The 17,306-nt window shown below is 67.6% G+C and carries 20 protein-coding genes, 1 pseudogene and 1 riboswitch; of the genes and pseudogenes, 16 read left to right on the top strand and 5 right to left on the bottom strand.

Going from position 1 to position 17,306, the window contains the following annotated elements:
- Positions 1 to 3: 3 nt before the first annotated feature.
- From BLQ76_RS10380 to BLQ76_RS10365, 4 genes are read left to right on the top strand one after another with little or no spacing between them, the layout of a single operon-like run.
- Complete coding sequence (locus BLQ76_RS10380; protein ID WP_055851749.1) at positions 4 to 519, top strand: RNA polymerase sigma factor; 516 nt, start codon at positions 4 to 6, stop codon at positions 517 to 519.
- Positions 516 to 1,325 (top strand): anti-sigma factor family protein, encoded by an 810-nt coding sequence (locus BLQ76_RS10375; RefSeq protein ID WP_061934907.1) that lies wholly within the window; start codon positions 516 to 518, stop codon positions 1,323 to 1,325. Before BLQ76_RS10380 ends, BLQ76_RS10375 begins: the two co-directional genes overlap by 4 nt.
- Positions 1,322 to 2,215: a LysR family transcriptional regulator gene (locus BLQ76_RS10370; protein ID WP_061934905.1), complete on the top strand. Its 894-nt coding sequence runs from the start codon at positions 1,322 to 1,324 to the stop codon at positions 2,213 to 2,215. The genes BLQ76_RS10375 and BLQ76_RS10370 overlap by 4 nt, the downstream gene beginning before the upstream one ends.
- Positions 2,212 to 2,877 carry a uracil-DNA glycosylase family protein gene (locus tag BLQ76_RS10365; protein ID WP_061934903.1) on the top strand — a complete coding sequence of 222 codons (666 nt, stop codon included), beginning with the start codon at positions 2,212 to 2,214 and terminating at the stop codon, positions 2,875 to 2,877. The genes BLQ76_RS10370 and BLQ76_RS10365 overlap by 4 nt, the downstream gene beginning before the upstream one ends.
- A gap of 25 nt (positions 2,878 to 2,902) precedes the next feature.
- Here BLQ76_RS10365 and BLQ76_RS10360 read toward each other — a convergent pair whose 3' ends face one another.
- Complete coding sequence (locus tag BLQ76_RS10360) at positions 2,903 to 4,054, bottom strand: TDT family transporter (protein WP_061934901.1); 1,152 nt, start codon at positions 4,052 to 4,054, stop codon at positions 2,903 to 2,905.
- Between the two features lie 195 nt (positions 4,055 to 4,249).
- Between BLQ76_RS10360 and BLQ76_RS10355 the strand changes: the two genes are divergently transcribed.
- A complete protein-coding gene (locus tag BLQ76_RS10355; protein ID WP_090672828.1) occupies positions 4,250 to 4,654 on the top strand; it encodes a DUF305 domain-containing protein in 405 nt (134 codons plus the stop codon).
- The gene (locus BLQ76_RS10350; RefSeq protein ID WP_061934897.1) at positions 4,651 to 6,033 is read left to right on the top strand and encodes a YncE family protein; all 1,383 of its coding nucleotides are present in this window, start codon (positions 4,651 to 4,653) and stop codon (positions 6,031 to 6,033) included. The genes BLQ76_RS10355 and BLQ76_RS10350 overlap by 4 nt, the downstream gene beginning before the upstream one ends.
- 26 nt (positions 6,034 to 6,059) lie before the next feature.
- On the opposite strand, the gene BLQ76_RS10345 is transcribed toward BLQ76_RS10350, so the two are convergent.
- Both BLQ76_RS10345 and BLQ76_RS10340 read right to left on the bottom strand, forming a co-directional pair.
- On the bottom strand, positions 6,060 to 6,242 hold the full coding sequence (locus BLQ76_RS10345; protein ID WP_139183988.1) for a hypothetical protein: 183 nt from the start codon (positions 6,240 to 6,242) through the stop codon (positions 6,060 to 6,062).
- Positions 6,243 to 6,354: 112 nt separating this feature from the next.
- Entirely contained in the window at positions 6,355 to 7,416 is a 1,062-nt protein-coding gene (locus BLQ76_RS10340) for a molybdopterin-dependent oxidoreductase (RefSeq protein ID WP_061934975.1), read from the bottom strand.
- Between the two features lie 244 nt (positions 7,417 to 7,660).
- A riboswitch (Fluoride riboswitch) is annotated at positions 7,661 to 7,735 on the top strand.
- Positions 7,736 to 7,823: 88 nt separating this feature from the next.
- On the opposite strand from BLQ76_RS10340, the gene BLQ76_RS10335 reads away from it, so the two are divergent.
- From BLQ76_RS10335 to BLQ76_RS10325, 3 genes are all read left to right on the top strand, one after another.
- Positions 7,824 to 9,659 (top strand): DUF190 domain-containing protein, encoded by a 1,836-nt coding sequence (locus tag BLQ76_RS10335; RefSeq protein ID WP_090672826.1) that lies wholly within the window; start codon positions 7,824 to 7,826, stop codon positions 9,657 to 9,659.
- 88 nt (positions 9,660 to 9,747) lie between these two features.
- Entirely contained in the window at positions 9,748 to 10,185 is a 438-nt protein-coding gene (locus BLQ76_RS10330) for an EamA family transporter (RefSeq protein WP_061934890.1), read from the top strand.
- Between the two features lie 200 nt (positions 10,186 to 10,385).
- The gene (locus tag BLQ76_RS10325; protein ID WP_244519575.1) at positions 10,386 to 10,988 is read left to right on the top strand and encodes a hypothetical protein; all 603 of its coding nucleotides are present in this window, start codon (positions 10,386 to 10,388) and stop codon (positions 10,986 to 10,988) included.
- Positions 10,989 to 11,090: 102 nt separating this feature from the next.
- Here BLQ76_RS10325 and BLQ76_RS10320 read toward each other — a convergent pair.
- Positions 11,091 to 11,641: pseudogene (locus BLQ76_RS10320) on the bottom strand (HAD-IC family P-type ATPase); the annotation flags it as partial.
- 285 nt (positions 11,642 to 11,926) lie between these two features.
- On the opposite strand from BLQ76_RS10320, the gene BLQ76_RS10315 reads away from it, so the two are divergent.
- The 7 genes from BLQ76_RS10315 to BLQ76_RS21700 all read left to right on the top strand — a co-directional run bounded on the left by BLQ76_RS10315 (position 11,927) and on the right by BLQ76_RS21700 (position 16,787).
- Complete coding sequence (locus BLQ76_RS10315) at positions 11,927 to 12,280, top strand: ArsR/SmtB family transcription factor (RefSeq protein ID WP_061934886.1); 354 nt, start codon at positions 11,927 to 11,929, stop codon at positions 12,278 to 12,280.
- Entirely contained in the window at positions 12,277 to 12,684 is a 408-nt protein-coding gene (arsC, locus tag BLQ76_RS10310) for an arsenate reductase (glutaredoxin) (protein ID WP_061934971.1), read from the top strand. The genes BLQ76_RS10315 and arsC overlap by 4 nt, the downstream gene beginning before the upstream one ends.
- Complete coding sequence (locus BLQ76_RS10305; protein WP_061934884.1) at positions 12,681 to 13,124, top strand: GNAT family N-acetyltransferase; 444 nt, start codon at positions 12,681 to 12,683, stop codon at positions 13,122 to 13,124. Before arsC ends, BLQ76_RS10305 begins: the two co-directional genes overlap by 4 nt.
- Positions 13,121 to 13,846, top strand: coding sequence for an arsenical resistance protein ArsH (gene arsH / locus BLQ76_RS10300; RefSeq protein WP_061934882.1), 726 nt, complete (start codon positions 13,121 to 13,123; stop codon positions 13,844 to 13,846). Before BLQ76_RS10305 ends, arsH begins: the two co-directional genes overlap by 4 nt.
- A gap of 22 nt (positions 13,847 to 13,868) precedes the next feature.
- A complete protein-coding gene (locus BLQ76_RS10295) occupies positions 13,869 to 15,173 on the top strand; it encodes an arsenic transporter (RefSeq protein ID WP_061934880.1) in 1,305 nt (434 codons plus the stop codon).
- A 17-nt stretch (positions 15,174 to 15,190) separates the two neighbouring features.
- Positions 15,191 to 16,351: an MFS transporter gene (locus BLQ76_RS10290; RefSeq protein WP_090672825.1), complete on the top strand. Its 1,161-nt coding sequence runs from the start codon at positions 15,191 to 15,193 to the stop codon at positions 16,349 to 16,351.
- Positions 16,352 to 16,478: 127 nt separating this feature from the next.
- Positions 16,479 to 16,787, top strand: coding sequence for a hypothetical protein (locus BLQ76_RS21700; RefSeq protein WP_061934878.1), 309 nt, complete (start codon positions 16,479 to 16,481; stop codon positions 16,785 to 16,787).
- A 63-nt stretch (positions 16,788 to 16,850) separates the two neighbouring features.
- On the opposite strand, the gene BLQ76_RS10280 is transcribed toward BLQ76_RS21700, so the two are convergent.
- Positions 16,851 to 17,300 (bottom strand): DUF305 domain-containing protein, encoded by a 450-nt coding sequence (locus BLQ76_RS10280; protein ID WP_061934877.1) that lies wholly within the window; start codon positions 17,298 to 17,300, stop codon positions 16,851 to 16,853.
- Positions 17,301 to 17,306 lie beyond the last annotated feature (6 nt).

The following is a 17,306-nucleotide window of genomic DNA, read 5'->3' as shown; positions in this document are numbered from 1 at the left end:
AGCATGTCGACCGACGAGATCGCGGCGCGGATCGAACCGCTCATTCCGGGCCTGAGGCGCTATGCCTATGCGCTGGTGCGCGATGGCGACGCCGCCGACGATCTCGTCCAGGACTGCCTGGAGCGTGCCGTCGGGCGCTGGCACCTACGCCGGCCCGACGGCGACCTGCGCGCCTGGCTGTTCGCCATCCTGCGCAACCTCCACCTCTCGGGCCTGCGCCAGCACAAGCGGCGTGGGCCCCACGTGGCGCTCGACGAGATGGCCTCGCCGCCGGCGGTGGATGGCGACCAGGACGGTCGCGCCGGGCTCCGCGACGTTCTCGCGGGGCTCGATGCGCTGAGTGAAGAGCACCGCACCGTCCTCCTTCTCGTCGGCGTCGAAGACATGAGCTACGACGAGGCGGCGCGGGTGATCGGGCTGCCGGTCGGCACGGTCATGTCGCGCCTGTCGCGGGCGCGCGAGAAGCTGCGCGCCATCCTGGAGACCGGGATCCGCGCGCCCTTGAGGAGAGTCAAATGAGGCGCAGGGACACGCCCGTCGGCGAGGACGACCTGCAAGCCTATGTGGACGGACGGCTCGAGGCCGAGCGGCTGCCCGTAGTCGAAGCCTATCTCACGGAGCGACCGGAGATCGCCGCGGCCCTCGCTCGCGACCGCGAGATCGCCCGGGCACTGCGCGAACGGCTTGCCTTCAAGGCCGAGGAGCCGATTCCCGCGCGGTTGCGCATGGCAAACATCCGCGAGGCCCGTCGCGGTCGCTTCGCGGCCACACGTCTGCGCATCGCGGCCGTCATGGGCTGGCTGATCCTCGGTAGCGCCGGCGGGTGGCTGGCGAACGACGTCCTGCGCGTGCCGCCGCAGATGGCTCGTGTGGCGGTCATGGCCGACGAGGCGATCGCGGCGCATCGCACCTTCGTGGTCGAGGTGGTCCATCCCGTCGAAGTGCGGGCCGACGAGGAGGCGCATCTCCTGCAATGGCTATCGAAGCGGCTGGGAACGCGGCTGTCGGCTCCGGACCTGACGGGGCTCGGCTATCGGCTAATGGGCGGGCGCCTCCTGCCTGCGGGCGCGGGTCCCGCTGCGATGCTGATGTACGACGACGACCAGGGCACGCGGCTGACGCTGTTCATCAAGACCGACGAGAAGGACGAGACGTCGTTCCAGTTCGTCGAGGAGAACGGCATCTCAGCCTTCTTCTGGCGCGACGCCGGCCTTGGCTACGTCGTGTCGGCCGAGGCGCCGCGCGAACGGCTGATGCAGGTGGCGACGGCCGTCTACGACAGCCTGAACCGCCCCGCCCCGGGCCTCTCAGGCGGTACGCTGTGACGCTCGATCAGCTTCGCATCTTCGTTGCCGTTGCCGAACGCGAGCACGTGACGGAGGCGGCGAAGTCGCTGAACCTAACGCAGTCGGCGACGAGCGCCGCCATAGCCGCACTGGAGGAGCGCCACGACGTCCGGCTGTTCGACCGCGTGGGGCGGAGGATCGAACTCACCGAGGCGGGTCGCCTGTTTTTGCCCGAGGCCCGCGCGGTGCTTGCGCGGGCCGAGGATGCCGGCCTCATGCTTTCCGAACTTGCCGGACTGAAGCGGGGTCGTCTCCGCATCGTCGCAAGCCAGACGGTGGCGAACCACTGGCTGCCGCCGGTGCTCGCGGGCTTCAAGGCCCGCCATCCCGGCATCGAACTTCGGCTGAGCATCGCCAACACGGCGCGCACGGCCGAGGCGGTGCTGGATGGCACGGCCGATCTCGGCTTCGTGGAGGACGAACTCGGCGATGCCAGGCTGGGAACGCAACGCGTCGCCGACGACCGGCTGATTCTGGTCGCGGCATCCATGCGCGTGGGCTCCGGCTTTCCCGTCGCAACCGGAGATCTCGTGTCGGCGCGCTGGGTGCTTCGCGAACGGGGCTCGGGCACCCGCGCGATCCTTGAAAGCGCGCTCGAAGCCTTCGGTGTCGATCCCACCGCGTTTTCGGTCGAACTCGAACTGCCCTCGAACGAGGCCGTGCGCGCGGCGATCGAGGCGGGCGCCGGCGTCGGGATCCTCCCCGCAGTGGTTGCGGATGCCGGCCTTCGCACGGGGAAGCTGGTGGCGCTGCCCTTCGACCTGCCGTCGCGCGGGTTCCATTCGGTGCTGGCAAGGGACCGTCACCCGAGCCGCGCCGTCGCCGCCTTTCTGGCCGAGCTGCCGACGATCGAGGTTCCGCGGGCGTGATCGATGGATCGACCACGTCCAGACGACATTCAGTCGACGCGATCGTCGAGCGTCTCTCGGCGCTGCCCGGCAAGGCCAACCTGTTCAACCCGTATGCCGGGTTCGACGCGGAGATCGAGGGCGCGGACGCGCCGGTAACTCGCCGTCGCAATCTCGGGCGCTATCTCGCCGCTATGGCGAATCGCGACGTCCGTGACCTCTGGCTCGGCGAAGCACCCTCGCGCTTTGGAGCGCGTCGGACAGGCGTGCCGTTCACGGGTGACGGGCGTCTCGCCGACCTGTCGCAGCGGCTCGGCCTCGATCCGCCGCTAGCGCGGGCGACCCGCGGGACCCTGCCGACACTGGAGTCTGGAACCTCCCGGGAGATCTGGAACGCGGTGCCCGACCCGCTGCCGTTGTTCTGGAACGCGGTGCTCTTCCATCCCCATCGCGGCGTTCTGCCCTTGCGCAACCGGACGCCGACGCGGACCGAGATCGCCGAACATCGGAAGGTGCTGGAGATGATCGTCGCGATCTTCGCGCCGCGCCGAATCCTCTGCATCGGCCGGATGGCGCAGCGTGCGGCGGACGGGCTCGGTATCCCCGCCACCTACGTGCGCCACCCCGCCCAGGGCGGCGCCATCCGGTTCCGGGCCGGCGTCACCGCCTTCCTCGACGACTGACCGCCAGTGGTTGCCCCTACTTCTCTCAATCGGCCTTGAGGCAGGGCGAGACGAAGAGATCGCCCCTCCAGGCACCGCGCACCGTCCTCGTTCCGACGATCACCCAAAGCACCGCCAGCACCGCAACGAGCACCGCGCCGAAGACGTGGATGGCAGCGAGCGGCAGGAGGGTGCCGAGCTTCAGCGTGGCCACGGCATAGACACCAAGGGGGAACGTGTAGCCCCACCAGCCGATGTTGAAGGGAAGGCCGTCGCGCAGGTAGCGCAGCGTCACGAGCACGGCCATCGCCAGCCACCAGAGCCCGTAGCCCCAGAGCAGCAGCCCGCCGAAGAGGCCGAGCCCTTCCGCGAAGGCGCCGAAGCGCTCCAGCCCGTTGGCGGAAAGGATCGCGGGCGCCGCGCCGCCCAGCGTCATGAGCCCGAGCGCGCCAGTGCCGATCGGCCCGAGCGCCAGCCAGCTCGACGCCGCCATGTTGGCGTGCGGCAGCTTGTGGACGGCCATGCGCAGGAGGAGCACGACGAGGATGCTGAGCGCGATCGGCACCGACAGCGCCCAGAGCGCATAGGAGAGGGTCAACACCACGAGCTGGGAATGCGGGTCGACGAGATGCGGCGCGAGCAGTCCCCCGGAGACGGCGGCGACTTCGGCCGCGACCACCGGCAGGAGCCAGACCGCGGTCATCTGGTCGATCGTGTGGCTCTGGCGCGTGAACATCATGAAGGGAATGGCGACCCCGCAGGCCGCCGCCATCGCGACGTCGATCCACCAGAGCGTCTCTGCGATCCCGACCGCCACTTCGCCGTAGCGCGGCAGGCCAAAGATCAGGAAGCCGTTGACGATGGTGGCGAGGCCCATCGGGATGCAGCCGAAGAACATCGACACGACGGAATGGCCGAAGATGCGCTTGGCCCCGTCGAAGAAGAAGATCCAGCGGGCAGCGTAGAGCCCAGCGAAGAGCGCGAAGAGCGCGATGTTGAACATCCAGAGGCCCTCGGCCACCGGATGCAGCATCGGCACGTCAGCCTGGAACTGCGACAGCGCAATCGCGAGGATCCCGGTACCCATCGTGGCGGCGAACCAGTTCGGGGTGAACTGGCGCACGACCTCGCGAGGGCTGTCGAGGCGCGACAGCGGTTGGAGGCCAAGGGTGACGGCACGCATCTGTTCGAAGGTCATTGGCGGGTCCTTATCCTGTCCGAACCATGCGCCACTGCAATCGTTCGATCCAACGCGTTGTTTTGGTCATTCCGATCGATGGGGGCGATGGATGCTTCAGGCGCCTCGCCCCGAATAAATGTTGCTGCCACGGGAATGAAAGGCATCCGCACGCGTCTTCTTGTCGAACCCGTACTTCGAGGACCCTGTGATTCCATGCTGAAGACGCTTTTCCTGACCTTGGCCTTCGCCGGGGCGTCACTCTCCTCGGCAGAGGCGCAGGACGCGCCCGCTCATCAGCACTCGGCGATGGTGCCGGCCACACCCGACGGCTCACACTATGCCGAAGCGACCGCCGAGGCGATGGAGAGGATGCACGCCGGTATGATGTCGGCCCCGGTGACCGGCGATCCCGAGCACGACTTCCTGTCCCAGATGATCCCGCATCACCAGGGCGCGATCGACATGGCCAAGGCCGTCCTCGGCTCGACCGAGGACCCGGCGATCCGCAACCTCGCGCAGTCCATCATCACCGAACAGACCTACGAGATTACGCTGATGCGCTCGATGCTCGCCGCATCTGCCGACAAACCAAAGCCCGTTCCGGAGACAACCCCATGACCCGCACCGCCATTCTCGCCGCCGCGCTCCTCGTCTCGACGTCGGCCTTCGCGCTGCCCGCCGCCTCAGACCGCGTCTACACCGCCGACCAGAACTCCAACACGGTCTCGGTCATCGACCCCGTCGCCAACAAGCTGCTGGGCCAGATCCGGCTCGGCAATCCGCGGCCGGACGTTCTGAGCCCCCTCTACAAGGGCGAGGTCAACGTCCACGGCCTAGGATTTTCGCCGGACCACAAGACGCTCGTCGTCGTCTCGACGGTGACGAACTCCGTCACCTTCATCGACACGGCGACCAATGCCGTGAAGGGCACGACCTATGTCGGGCGCAACCCGCACGAGGCCTTCTTCACGCCGGACGGGAGGGAAGTCTGGGCGACGGTGCGCGGAGAGGACTACCTCTCGGTGATCGATGCCACGACCTTCAAAGAGACGGGCCGCATCCCGACGACAAGCGGCCCCGGCATGACCAAGTTCTCGCGCGACGGCAAGCTCGCCTTCGTCGCCAACTCGTTCAACCCGGTGCTCGAGGTCTTCGACGTCGCGAGCCATGCGCTGGTGAAGCGGATCCCGGTCATCTCGCCCTTCGTGCCCTTCGTACAGGTGAGCCCTGACGGCAGCAACGTCTGGCTGACGCACAAGGACGTCGGCAAGGTCACGCGCGTCGATGCCAAGACGCTCGAGGTGAAGGAGGTGATCGACAGCGGGCCGATCTCCAACCATCTCGGCTTCGGAACGGTGGACGGCGAGACGCTGGTCTACGTCACGATCGGCGGCGAGAACGTCGTGAAGGTCTACAAGCCCGGCGAGAAGACGCAGCTCGTTGCAACGATTTCGGTCGGGGCGCTGCCACACGGCATCTGGGGTTCGGAGGACGGCAGCCGGATCTTCGTCGGGCTCGAGAACGGCGACAAGGTCGACGTGATCGACACGGCCGAGCAGAAGGTCGTGGCCGAGATCCCGACCGGACAGGCCCCGCAGGCCCTCGTCTTCGTGCCAGGCGCGGTTCCCGTGGGCGCGGGCACCGAAAACCTTGTGCCGTTGAAGGCGGGTCCAGAGAACCTGACGCTATCGCTGAAGGCGCCCGAGGGCGCGGACGGTTCCGGCATGGTCGTCTCGCGCAATCTCGGCCTCGTTGACGCGATCGACGTCAGCCTCGCCAAGCTGAAGCCGGTGACCGAATACGGCGTGTTCTTCGAAGGGCAGGACGAGCCCGTCGTGGTGCTGAAGACCAACGACAAGGGCGCCGGCATGGCCTCCAGCATCGGCCCGGTGCGCACGATCGGCGCCCCGGGGGAGCCGGCGGCGGGCAAGGAGCCGCGGCTGGTCGTGGTCGAGGGTCTGAAGGGTACGGCCAGCCCGGTCCTCACCAGCCGCTAGAGACGGCTGGGTCCAGAGTTGCGTTGCTAGCCAAGCGTGCTCCACAGGACGACGCAGACGGCCAGCAACGCACCTGCGATGAGAACCCATGAAAGACCTGAGTCGCGAGCCTTCGACACATCTCTGGCGCTCGATGGCCCATCTTCGATTTGGGCCAGCTCTTCCATCTCCAGCTCGTCTGTATCTTCCGGTCCATGCTGCTTGCTCATGGCAATCCCGCCTTTCATCTGCTCGCATCATCGACCAACCGCAGAAACGATCGGACGTGTTGGTGCGCTAGCCGATCGGACGCGTTCGCGGCCTTCGTCCCTTTGCGAAGCCTCAGCCGACTCTGATCGAGACGCGATGCCACGAATAGGCGAGATAACCCTTCCAATTCCAGATCTTCGCGATGTCGTCGGGTTGCGAACCGCCGACACCGTCGAAGGAACGGACGGCGAGCTGGTGCTGTCCGGTCGGTAGGTCGAGGACGACAGACCAGAAGATCCACGCCCACTGGGTATCAGCCTGCTTGTCGATAGTAGCCTCGTGCCAAATCTCGCCACCATCGTAGGAGACCTCGACCTTGGCGACGCCATTTTGCGTCCCGATCGCGTAGCCCTCAATCTTCGTCGTTCCCGGCTTCAACGTCGCCCCGGCAGCCGGAATGCAGATCGCAGCGTTCGAGGGCATGTCGTTGATGACGACGTTCGGATCCTTGTCGGCCGACTCCTTCGTCGTCGTCGGAGGAAAGAGCCGATACTCCTTTCGCTGGATCGGGGTATCGGCCTCTTCGTCCTGCACCATGATCGAGGCCAACCATTTGGGGCTGCGAGTTCCGGCGTAGCCGGGCACCACGACGCGTAGGGGAAAGCCGTGCTCGGCCATCAAGGGCTCGCCGTTCATGGCCCAGGCGAGGAGAACATCCGGGGTCATCGCCTTCTCGAGCGGGATCGAGACGCCGTAGTCGAAACGATCATCCTTCATGACGACCTCGTCATGCGCGAAGAACGCCACATGGAGCCCTGTGCCGTCTTCGGCGCCTGCGGCGCTGAGGACGTCAGCTAGCGAGACGCCGGTCCATTCCGCATTGCCGATCGCGCCGGGGCCCCAGAGGTCACCCTCGACATACCCGACATCGACCATGTCTGCCCGGCGGTTGCCGGCGCACTGCATGACGGCCATGACATTCCGCTCGGGGAAGCGTGACTTGAGATCCGAAAGCGACAGTTCGACGGGCGTCTCCACCTTGCCGCCGATCTTCAGCCTGTAGCCCGTCTCGTCGATCTTCGGCACGGTGCCGTGGTCGCGGATGTAGAAATCGGCCTGGGGCGTGACGAAGGAGGACCGGAGCTTGGCGATCGGCGTCTCGGCGTTCAAAGGAAGCTTGCTGTGGACGAGCAGGTCGCTGGCGGGCTCGGTCGGTGCAGCGGTGGCCGCCGAAGCAGCCAAAGTGGACCATGTCGTATGAGTCACCAAGAGGCAACTCGCTCCTTGGAGCACGGTCCGTCTTGTGGGCATCGTGACATCTCCAAGGCAGTAAGTTGCATGAAACAGAGCAACATTCCCTTCGATCACCAGTTCCCTGAAGGCGTGTCCGACGGCACATGAAACCCTAGTTGACAGCGCTCGCGACGATCGCGTAGACGTCCGGGACGGCAATGGATTCTGCCGGGCCTCGTGCCGAACCGCCTTCCGATGGGCTGATGACTCCTACTCCACCCGCAACATGGCGGGCGAGTAGTGATGTCCGGCCCGCATCCCACCCGATGCAGACTGCCTGATCGCTCCGCCCGCACCGGAGCCAGATCATGCCGCCGAATGCCCTTGCCACCCGAACCCTCCAGGCGATCGTCCTCGCCAAGTGGGTGCTGCTCGTCCTGCCGATGGCCGCTGCCGTCGGCTCGGCCTGCGCCCTGTTCCTTTGGGCTCTCGACGTCGCCACCAAAGCAAGGTTCGAGACCCCCGACCTCTTCTACTGGCTTCCCGTCGCCGGTCTCGCCGTTGGCCTTGCCTACCATTGGTTCGGTCGGTCGGCCGAGGGCGGCAACAACCTGATCGTCGAACAGATCCACGAGCCGGGCGGCGGCGTGCCCTTGCGCATGGCGCCGCTGATCCTGGTCTCAACGGTGGTCACCCACCTCTTCGGCGGATCGGCGGGACGCGAGGGGACGGCGGTCCAGCTCGGCGGCAGCCTTGCGTCCGCCTTCGGCAAGGCGATGCGGCTGGGACAGAAGGAGGTCCGCCTCCTCCTCATGGCCGGCATCGCCGCAGGCTTCGGCGCGGTCTTCGGAACACCAATCGCCGGCGCGATCTTCGCGCTTGAGGTCCTGACGGTCGGTCGCATCCAGTACGAGGCATTGGTGCCCTGCCTCGTCGCGGCCGTCGTCGGCGACTGGGTCTGCCTGCAATGGGGCATCGAGCACACCCACTTCCTCATTGGCTTCGGGGACGGGATGCAAGGCTTCAGGCTTGACATCCTCCTATTCGCCCAGGTCGCGCTGGCGGGCGTCGCCTTCGGCCTCGTCAGCCAGTTCTTCGCCGAGAGCCTCCACGCCGTGCAGGGCCTCGTGAAGCGCATCCTGCCCTTCGCCCCCTTGCGTCCCGTCCTCGGCGGCCTCCTCCTCATCGGTCTCGTCTACGTCCTCGGGACCCGCGAGTATCTTGGCCTCGGCGTCTGGTCCCCCAACCCGGCGGACGCGACGATCTCCGGCTTCTTCGATCCTGCCCGGTCCAACGAGTGGGCCTGGGCGTGGAAGCTGCTCTTCACCGTCGTGACGCTGGGCTGCGGCTTCAAGGGCGGCGAGGTCACCCCGCTCTTCTTCATCGGAGCCGGCCTCGGCAGCGCGATCGGCCATGCGATCGGCGCGCCCGTCGACCTCTTCGCCGGGATCGGCTTCGTCGCCGTCTTCGCCGGCGCCTCGAACACGCCGATCGCCTGCACCATCATGGGCATCGAGCTCTTCGGCGCGGAGAACGCCGTCTACATCGCGACGGCCTGTTTCCTCGCCTACGTCTTCAGCGGCCACTCCGGCATCTACCTATCCCAGCGCGTCGGCGTGCCGAAGATCGACCACGGCTTCCTGCCGCCCGACGTCTCGCTGCGGGAGGTGCGCACCATCGGCAGGCCGACGCCCGACTTCTCCCTGCCTGGCCGCCGTCGGGCAGCCCGGGTTGCCGAACCACTCTCCTTCACTCCCTCGACAGGAACCGACATGACCCATTCGCACCACCTCAGCCCGAGCGACATCGGGATGCTCCGGATCTACTTGAAGCCCGGCGACAAGGCGTCGGGGTCGGGGCGGTTCGCGTTGTGGGGCGGCAAGCCCCTCTACCGCGAGCTCGTGCTCCTCGCCAAGAAGGCCGGGATCATGAACGCCATCGCCCACCACACCCACTACGGCTACAGCAACCACGGCGTCGCGCAGGAGCCGAGCGGGGAGTATTCCAATCCGGAGCTGACGATGTGTGTCGAACTGGTCGGGCACCGTCCGGTGCTCGAGACCTTCTGCCGCGAGCATGGCTCGCTCCTCCGCGACAAGGTGATCGTGTTCAAGCACATCGAGCACTGGACGGTCGGAGAGGGTGACGAGTCCCTTGAGGAGACCACCGTCGCAGAAGATGGGGCAGCCGGCCCCATTCCGTAGATCGGATGACGAAGTCCACTGGCATTCCCGGACGCGACCGGCGGCAACCACCTCCGCCGCTGTCGCCTCTCAAAATGGAGCAATCCCGATGAAGTTCGCCGTCGCCTCCTGGCAGTTCTGGGCACTCTCGTCCGCGGCCTTCGCGGCCCTCACGGCGATCTTCGCGAAGATCGGGATCGAGAACGTCAACTCCGACTTCGCCACCTTCATCCGGACAGTCGTCATCCTTATCGTGCTCGGCGCGATCCTCGCGATGACGGGCCAGTTCCAGTCGCCGGGATCCATCTCGGGGCGAACGTACCTGTTCCTGGTGCTCTCGGGGATCGCGACGGGAGGATCCTGGCTCTGCTACTTCCGTGCCCTGAAGCTCGGCGACGCCGCCCGGGTCGCGCCGATCGACAAGCTGAGCGTCGTCCTTGTCGCGGTGTTCGGCGTCGTCTTCCTCGGCGAGCGACTGTCCGCGCCGAACTGGTTGGGCGTTGCCTTCATAGCCGCGGGAGCGATCCTCGTTGCCTATCGAGGGTGAACGGATGAACGCCCTGGCGACCAAAAGATTGTGCCTGAGCCGGCCCATAAACGTCTCGTCAGCCGTTCGTGCATTGCACCAGAAAGCTGACAGGAGAATTCCTTGCGCAACGTCGACCTCTTGTTCGGCAGGGCCTGTTCGTCTCTCTCCTCGGTCTGGCGCTTGTCACGCTCGTCGGTGTCGGCATCCGACTGCTGGTCATGCTGACGGTTCAGCAGAAGCGCGAGCGCCTGAACCGCCAGATCAACGAGCGCCTGCGCACCCTGATTGCGGCCTACAAGGTGCTCGGAGGATCCTTCACGGGTACCCTGACGGTCGATCCCCGGCATCTCTGCGACTTGATGCGCCAGAGCGCTTCAGCAGGAGAAGCCATGGGTGCCGGAACGGCCGACGTCGTTATCGTGGACCCGACAGCATGGGACCGCGGACGTCGGATCCGGGACGCGGTGGAGGCTTCGCTCGCCGACATCATCCTGCTCGGGACGGAAGAGCATGTCAGGCTCGCCGAGAAGGCGGCCCGCGAGTTGGTTGCCGGGCGCCCCGCCCATACGCACAGGCTCGTGGCATCGCTGCGCGACTTCATCCGTGAAGCGCTCGATCTCGATCCGGTCCCGGTCGGTCTTGTCCTGCCGCGGCAAGGTCCGGCCCACCCGTCGGGTTCGGGCGGACGGAGCAAAGGAGATCGGGAGAGGGGTGATGGCGCGCGCGGCGGTGGCGGAGGTGGCAGCGCAGGGGGTGGCATGGGCGGGGGCGGCGGTTCCGCCGTCGGATCGACCGCTGCCGTCGAGGACGACCCTGCCTAGTCCTCAAATCGGCCGTAGAGGCAATGCCCTCTCCGCTGGTGTCAGCGCCCAGCGAAGGCCTTGACCCACAAACGGAGCGACCGCAGGGTTTGGTTGGCGTGGCTAACCGGGCCTACAGCCGAGAAGGCGCATGGCCTTCGCGGTGGCAAGGACGATCGCGCCCGTGTCGGCTAGGATGGCCGGCCAGAGGCGCGTGATGCCGACGACGGTGGTGACGAGGAACACCATCTCCAGGCCCAGCGCGATGGCGATGTTCGTCCGAATGTTGCCCATGATGCTCTTCCACCGTGCGATCATGTCGTGGATGTCTTGAAGCCGTCCGTGCGGGACGGCCGCGCCGGCCGCCTGCAACGCGAAGTCGGTTCCGCCGCCCATTGCGATACCGTTTCGGCGGCAGCCAGCGCCGGTGCGTCGTTGATGGCGTCGCAGATCTTGGCGACCGTGAAGCCATCCGCTTGAAGCTCGCGCACGATGCGCTGTTTGTTCTGCGGTAAGAGGTCGGCGCGCCCTTCGATGCCGAGGCCTGCGGCGACCGCCTCCGCGGTGCGCCTGTTGTCGCCCGTTAGCTTGGCGGATCGGGTGCCGGACGCCCTCAGACGTTGATGAGCATTGCCGCCATAGGCACCGTCTTCATCGACGCCGAGGAAGAGGCCGCGACGGTCGTGCTCCTCTTTCTCGTCGGCGAGATGCTGGACGACGTCGCCGCGGGCGGCGGGCGGGCGAGCATCCAATGCGCTGCCGGAGCTCACTGAGTACAGCTTCAGTAAGACCGACAATGTCGGCTGTCCGTACCTGCGTCTCCAGAGCGGACTGACAGCTATCCACCCTTTAGAGACGTCTGGCGTAAGAGACGTCTAGCGTAGCTCGCGTCCGACCTTGCAGCGGACATCCGAGACGCCCAGCTTGAACACTACAATGATGTTTGCAATATCGTAGCGATGAACGACGACTCAGCCGTTGCTGCCCTGTCTGCCCTTGCCCACGCCGACCGTCTCTCGGCCTTTCGGATGCTCGTCCGCGCCGGCCCGAACGGCATGGCGTCGGGGGAAATCGCCGAGGCGCTGTCCATCCCGCCGACGCGCATGAGCTTCCACCTCGCGACACTGGAGCGCGCCAAGCTCCTGCGCTCATGGCGCGACGGACGCCGCATCCTTTATGCGGCGAGCTACGACGACATGCGCCAGCTTCTCGCCTTCCTGACAGAGGACTGCTGTTCGGGGAACCCGGAGATCTGCGGGAACCTCAGCGCCGACCTCCTCGCCCCCTCATGCTCGTCGGAGACCTGTTCGTGACCGTTACGATCTACCACAACCCCGCCTGCGGCACGTCGCGCAACACGCTGGAGATGATCCGCCAGTCCGGCGAGGATCCGCAGGTGATCGAGTACCTAAAGAATCCACCGAGCCGCGAGGTCCTGGCCGAACTCCTCGACATGATGGGCATGAAGCCGCGGGACATCCTGCGCGAGAAGGGCACGCCCTACGCCGAACTCGGGCTTGCCGACCCCAAGCTGACAGACGAGGAACTGCTCGCGGCGATGATCAAGCACCCGATCCTCATCAACCGCCCGATCGTCGTCACGGACAAGGGTGCCACGCTTTGCCGCCCGTCCGAGAAGGTGCTGCCGCTCCTTGCGAACCCCGTTGCCACCTTCACGAAGGAGGACGGGGAGACCGTCGGAGGCACCCGGGCATGACCCCAGCGCTCGTCACGACCGCCGTCGACGATTCGGCCGGTCTCGTCGGCCTCCTGTCCACGGCAGGGTTGCCGACCGAGGACGTGACCGAGCCCGGCCGAGTGTTCCTGCGCTACGCCACCGAGGACGGCGAGTTTGTCGGGATCGGCGGCTTCGAACCCCTCGGCTCCGCCGTCCTCCTGCGATCCATAGCCGTCGTCCCCGAACACCGCGGGCGCGGCGTCGGCGGCGCGATCACGGCGGACCTGATGGAGCGCGGCCGCGTCCAGGGCGCGGCCGACGCGTTCGCCTTCACGACAGGGGAACGGACCTTCCTCGCGGCGCTCGGCTTCCAGCGCGTCGAACGGACGAAGGCACCCGCCGCAGTCCTTGCGACCCGGCAGGCCACGGGCCTTTGTGCGGCCTCGGCCGTGCTTTGGTGGAAGAAGACCGGACGATGACGGACCCCGCTGCCCTCGACCTGCCCTCCGTCGACCTCAACCAGCTCCAGGCGATCGATGTCGATGCGCTCGCCGGCCCCGGCGCCCCGACGCACTCGCCGCGCATCCTTGTCCTCTATGGCTCGATCCGAGAGCGATCCTATTCGCGCCTTCTATCCGAGGAGGCTGGTCGCCTCCTGCGCTGGTTCGGCTGCGAGGTGCGCACCTTCGATCCCCGCGGCCTGCCGCTCCCCGACGGGGCGGAACCCGATCACCCGAAGGTCAAGGAGCTGCGTGACCTCGCCGACTGGTCCGAGGGCATGGTCTGGGTCACTCCTGAGCGCCACGGCGCCATGACCGGGATTATGAAGGCGCAGATCGACTGGATCCCGCTGGCTCTCGGCGCCAAGCGCCCGACGCAGGGCAAGACGCTGGCCGTCATGGAGGTGTCGGGCGGCTCGCAGTCCTTCAACGCCGTGAACCAGATGCGCATCCTCGGCCGCTGGATGCGCATGGTGACGATCCCGAACCAGTCGTCGGTACCGAAGGCGTTCCTCGAGTTCGACGAGGCGGGACGCATGAAGCCGTCGGCTCTCTACAGCCGCGTCGTTGACGTCTGCGAGGAACTGGTGAAGTTCACCTGGCTGGTGCGCGGTCGCTCGGACTACCTGACGGATCGCTACTCCGAGCGCGTCGAGAGCGCCGAGCAACTCGCGACGCGCGTCAACCAGCGCACCCTCTGATCCTCTTGTCCCCGGACCGTCCATGCTCGCCCTCGCGATCTTCGTCGCCACCCTCGTCCTCGTCATCTGGCAGCCTCGGGGCCTCGGCATCGGATGGTCGGCGCTCGCCGGCGCCGCCGTCGCGCTGGCGACCGGCGTCGTCGGCTGGGGCGACGTCGGCACGGTCTGGGAGATCGTCTGGGACGCGACATTCACCTTCGTTGCGCTGATCGTCATCTCGCTCGTCCTCGACGAGGCCGGGTTCTTCGCCTGGGCCGCGCTCCACGTCGCCCGCTGGGGCGGAGGCAACGGGCGGCGGCTGTTCCCGCTCGTCGTCCTTCTGGGCGCGGCGATCGCCGCCGTCTTCGCGAACGACGGGGCCGCGCTGCTCCTCACCCCGATCGTGCTCGCCATCCTCCTGCGCCTCGACTTCCCGCCCGCCGGGGCGCTCGCCTTCGTGGTCGCCTGCGGGTTCGTCGCCGACACGACCAGCCTGCCGCTCGTGGTGTCGAACCTCGTGAACATCGTCACCGCGAATTTCTTCGACGTGTCCTTCGGCCGCTACGCCGCGGTCATGGTGCCTGTGAACCTCGTCTCGCTGGCGGCGACGCTCCTCGTCCTGTGGGCGTACTTCCGGAAGGACATCCCGGCGACCTACGACGTGCGCCAGCTCGAGGAGCCGCGCAGCGCGATCCGCGACCCGGCCGTATTCCGCGCGGCCTTCCCGCTCCTCGCGCTCCTGCTCGTTGCCTACTTCGTGACAGGGCCGCTCGGCGTGCCGATCGCCTTCGTCACCGGGGCCGCCGCCCTTGTCCTGATGGCCATCGCTGGACGCTGGTTCTCCGGCGGACAGGGGGCGGTGGTCGACCTGCCGAAGGTCCTGCGCGGGGCGCCGTGGCAGATCGTCCTGTTCTCGATCGGCATGTACCTCGTCGTCTACGGCCTCGGGAACGCGGGGCTGACCGACATCGCCGCCGGGGTCCTTGTCTGGCTCGGCCAGCAGGGCGCGCTCGTCGCCACAGTCGGCACGGGCTTCGTGGTGGCGGCGCTCGCCTCCGTCATGAACAACATGCCTGCCACGCTCGTCGGGGCGCTCGCCATCGACCGGGCGGACGTCGCGCCCCTGACCCGCGAGCTCATGGTCTACGCCAACGTCGTCGGGAACGACCTCGGGCCGAAGTTCACGCCCATCGGTTCGCTCGCGACCCTCCTGTGGCTCCACGTCCTCGCGGGCAAGGGGCAGCGGATCACCTGGGGCCAGTACATGCGGGTCGGCCTCGTCCTGACCCCGCCCGTGCTGCTGGCGACGCTCGTCGCCCTTTGGGTCTGGCTTCCGGTCGTGTCGTGAGGCCGCGCTAGCAGGTCATCTCGGCGCTCGGGGTCTTCGAGATCCTGGCCTGGGGATCGTCGGTCTATCTCCCTGCCGTGCTGGCGCTCCCGATCTCGCGGGACACGGGCTGGCCCCTTCCGTGGGTCGTCGGCGGGGTCAGCGTCGGTCTTCTCGTCTCGGCCGCGGCCTCGCCCCGGGTCGGCGCGACCATCTCCGCGCGCGGCGGGCGTCCCGTGCTGGCACTCGGCGCCGTGCTGCTGGCGCTCGGCCTTGCCGTCCTCGGCCTGTCACCGAACCTGCCCGTATTCCTCGCCGGGTGGGTCGTCGTCGGCCTCGGCATGGGGATGGGCCTCTACGATCCGGCCTTCGCGACGCTCGGGCGGCTCTACGGGGCCGATGCCCGGTCCGCCATCACGACGCTGACCCTCTGGGGCGGGTTCGCCAGCACGGTCTGCTGGCCGCTGTCCGCGTTCATGGTCGAGCACGTCGGCTGGCGCGGCGCCTGCCTCGCCTATGCCGCGCTCCATGTCTGCGTCACGCTTCCGCTGGCTCTGCTCTTCGTCCCCAGCGGCGCGGGCTTGGCCCTCCCGTCCGCACGGCGCGACGAACCCCTGTCTCAGTCGGCCGGGGAACGCCGCGACTTCCTGCTGCTCGTCGGCGTCCTCGTCCTGTGCAGCACGATCTTCGGGCTGGTTTCGGTCCACCTCCTGACGCTCCTCCAGGCCCGCGGCGAGACGCTCGCGGCGGCGGTGGCGTTCGGCGCGATGGTCGGCCCCTCGCAGGTCGGTGCTCGTGTCATTGAGATGGCCGGGCGCGGGCGACACCACCCGCTGTGGACGCTGCGGGCCGCCGTCGCGCTCACCGCCGTCGGCGTGTGCGCGCTTGCCTTCGACATCCTCCCCGTCGCCGCGGCGATGGTGTTCTACGGGGCGGGCAACGGGATCCTGTCCATCGCCCGCGGGACGGTGCCGCTGGCGCTGTTCGGACCGGACGGCTACGCGAGCGTCATGGGTCGGCTGGCGCGCCCGGCCCAGGTCGCGCAGGCGCTGGCGCCGACCGTCGGGGCAGTGCTCCTCGCCCGGATGGGACCCCATGCGACGCTCGTCACCTTGGCCGTGCTGTCGATGGCCGCCTTGGGCGTCGTGCCGCTTCTAAGAGAGCGTGGGATCGACCCGCACAGCGGGAGGCACATCTAGCCTCGCATCGAGCCATACGGCGAATGGGCCCGACTTCCTTCCCCGGCATCGTCCGCGTCATCGGGGACGCTGGCGGATCATCGGGAATGTCGGCATGGTCGCACGACCGAAACGAGAGGGCATACCCATGAGAAACCTGGTCTTCGCCGCCGCCGCATTCACGGCGATCGGCACGTTCCCGGCCGCCGCGGCCGGATGCGGCATGATGGAGCAGGCCGCTGCGCCGGGCATGTCCCAGGCCGCGCCGGCCGCCGAGGGAATGATGTGCGGCAAGTCCGCGGAGGCGGCACCGCAGTCGACGCCCGGCCAGTCCGCCGAGGGCGCGGGCGGATGCCCCTGCTGCGCGAAGATGGCATCGATGAAGATGCCGGAAACGAAGGGCGACGCCATGCCCGGCATGGACATGCCCGCGACACCCCCGGCCAACGGCCAGTAGACAGCGCCGGAGCGCATTCGGGAGCGGCCCGAGGGCCGCTCCCTCGGATGACGCGTACCCGGCCTACTTGGCGAGCGCCTCGACGCGGGTCGTCATCTCCTCGATCTCTTGTCTCTGGGCGTCGATGATCATCCGGGCCATCTCCTTGGACTTCTCGTCCTTGCCCATCTTCAGCTCGACCTCGGACATGGCGATGGCCCCCATGTGATGGGCGATCATCCCGCAGTTGAAGGCGAGGTCCGGGTCCTTGATCATGGCCGCCTTCATCATCGGGCCGTGCATCTGCATCATGACCTCGTGGTTGGCCTTCTGGACCTCGTCCATCTGGCCGCCCGACATCGAGGCCTGCATGCCCTCCATCATCTTGGACATGTCCATCGAGCCGGCCGCGGCCTCGCAGGCCGCCGGCAGCGCCATGGCGGCGTCGCCGTGCCCGGCCATCGAGTGGCTATCCTGGGCGGCCGCGGCGAGCGGGAACGCGGCGACGGCGGCGGCGATGAGGATCTTGCGCATGGTGGT

The sequence above is a fragment of the Aureimonas jatrophae genome (genome assembly GCF_900104035.1).
GTDB classification, from domain to species: domain Bacteria; phylum Pseudomonadota; class Alphaproteobacteria; order Rhizobiales; family Rhizobiaceae; genus Aureimonas; species Aureimonas jatrophae.
This window is presented reverse-complemented; position numbering and strand designations above follow the sequence as displayed.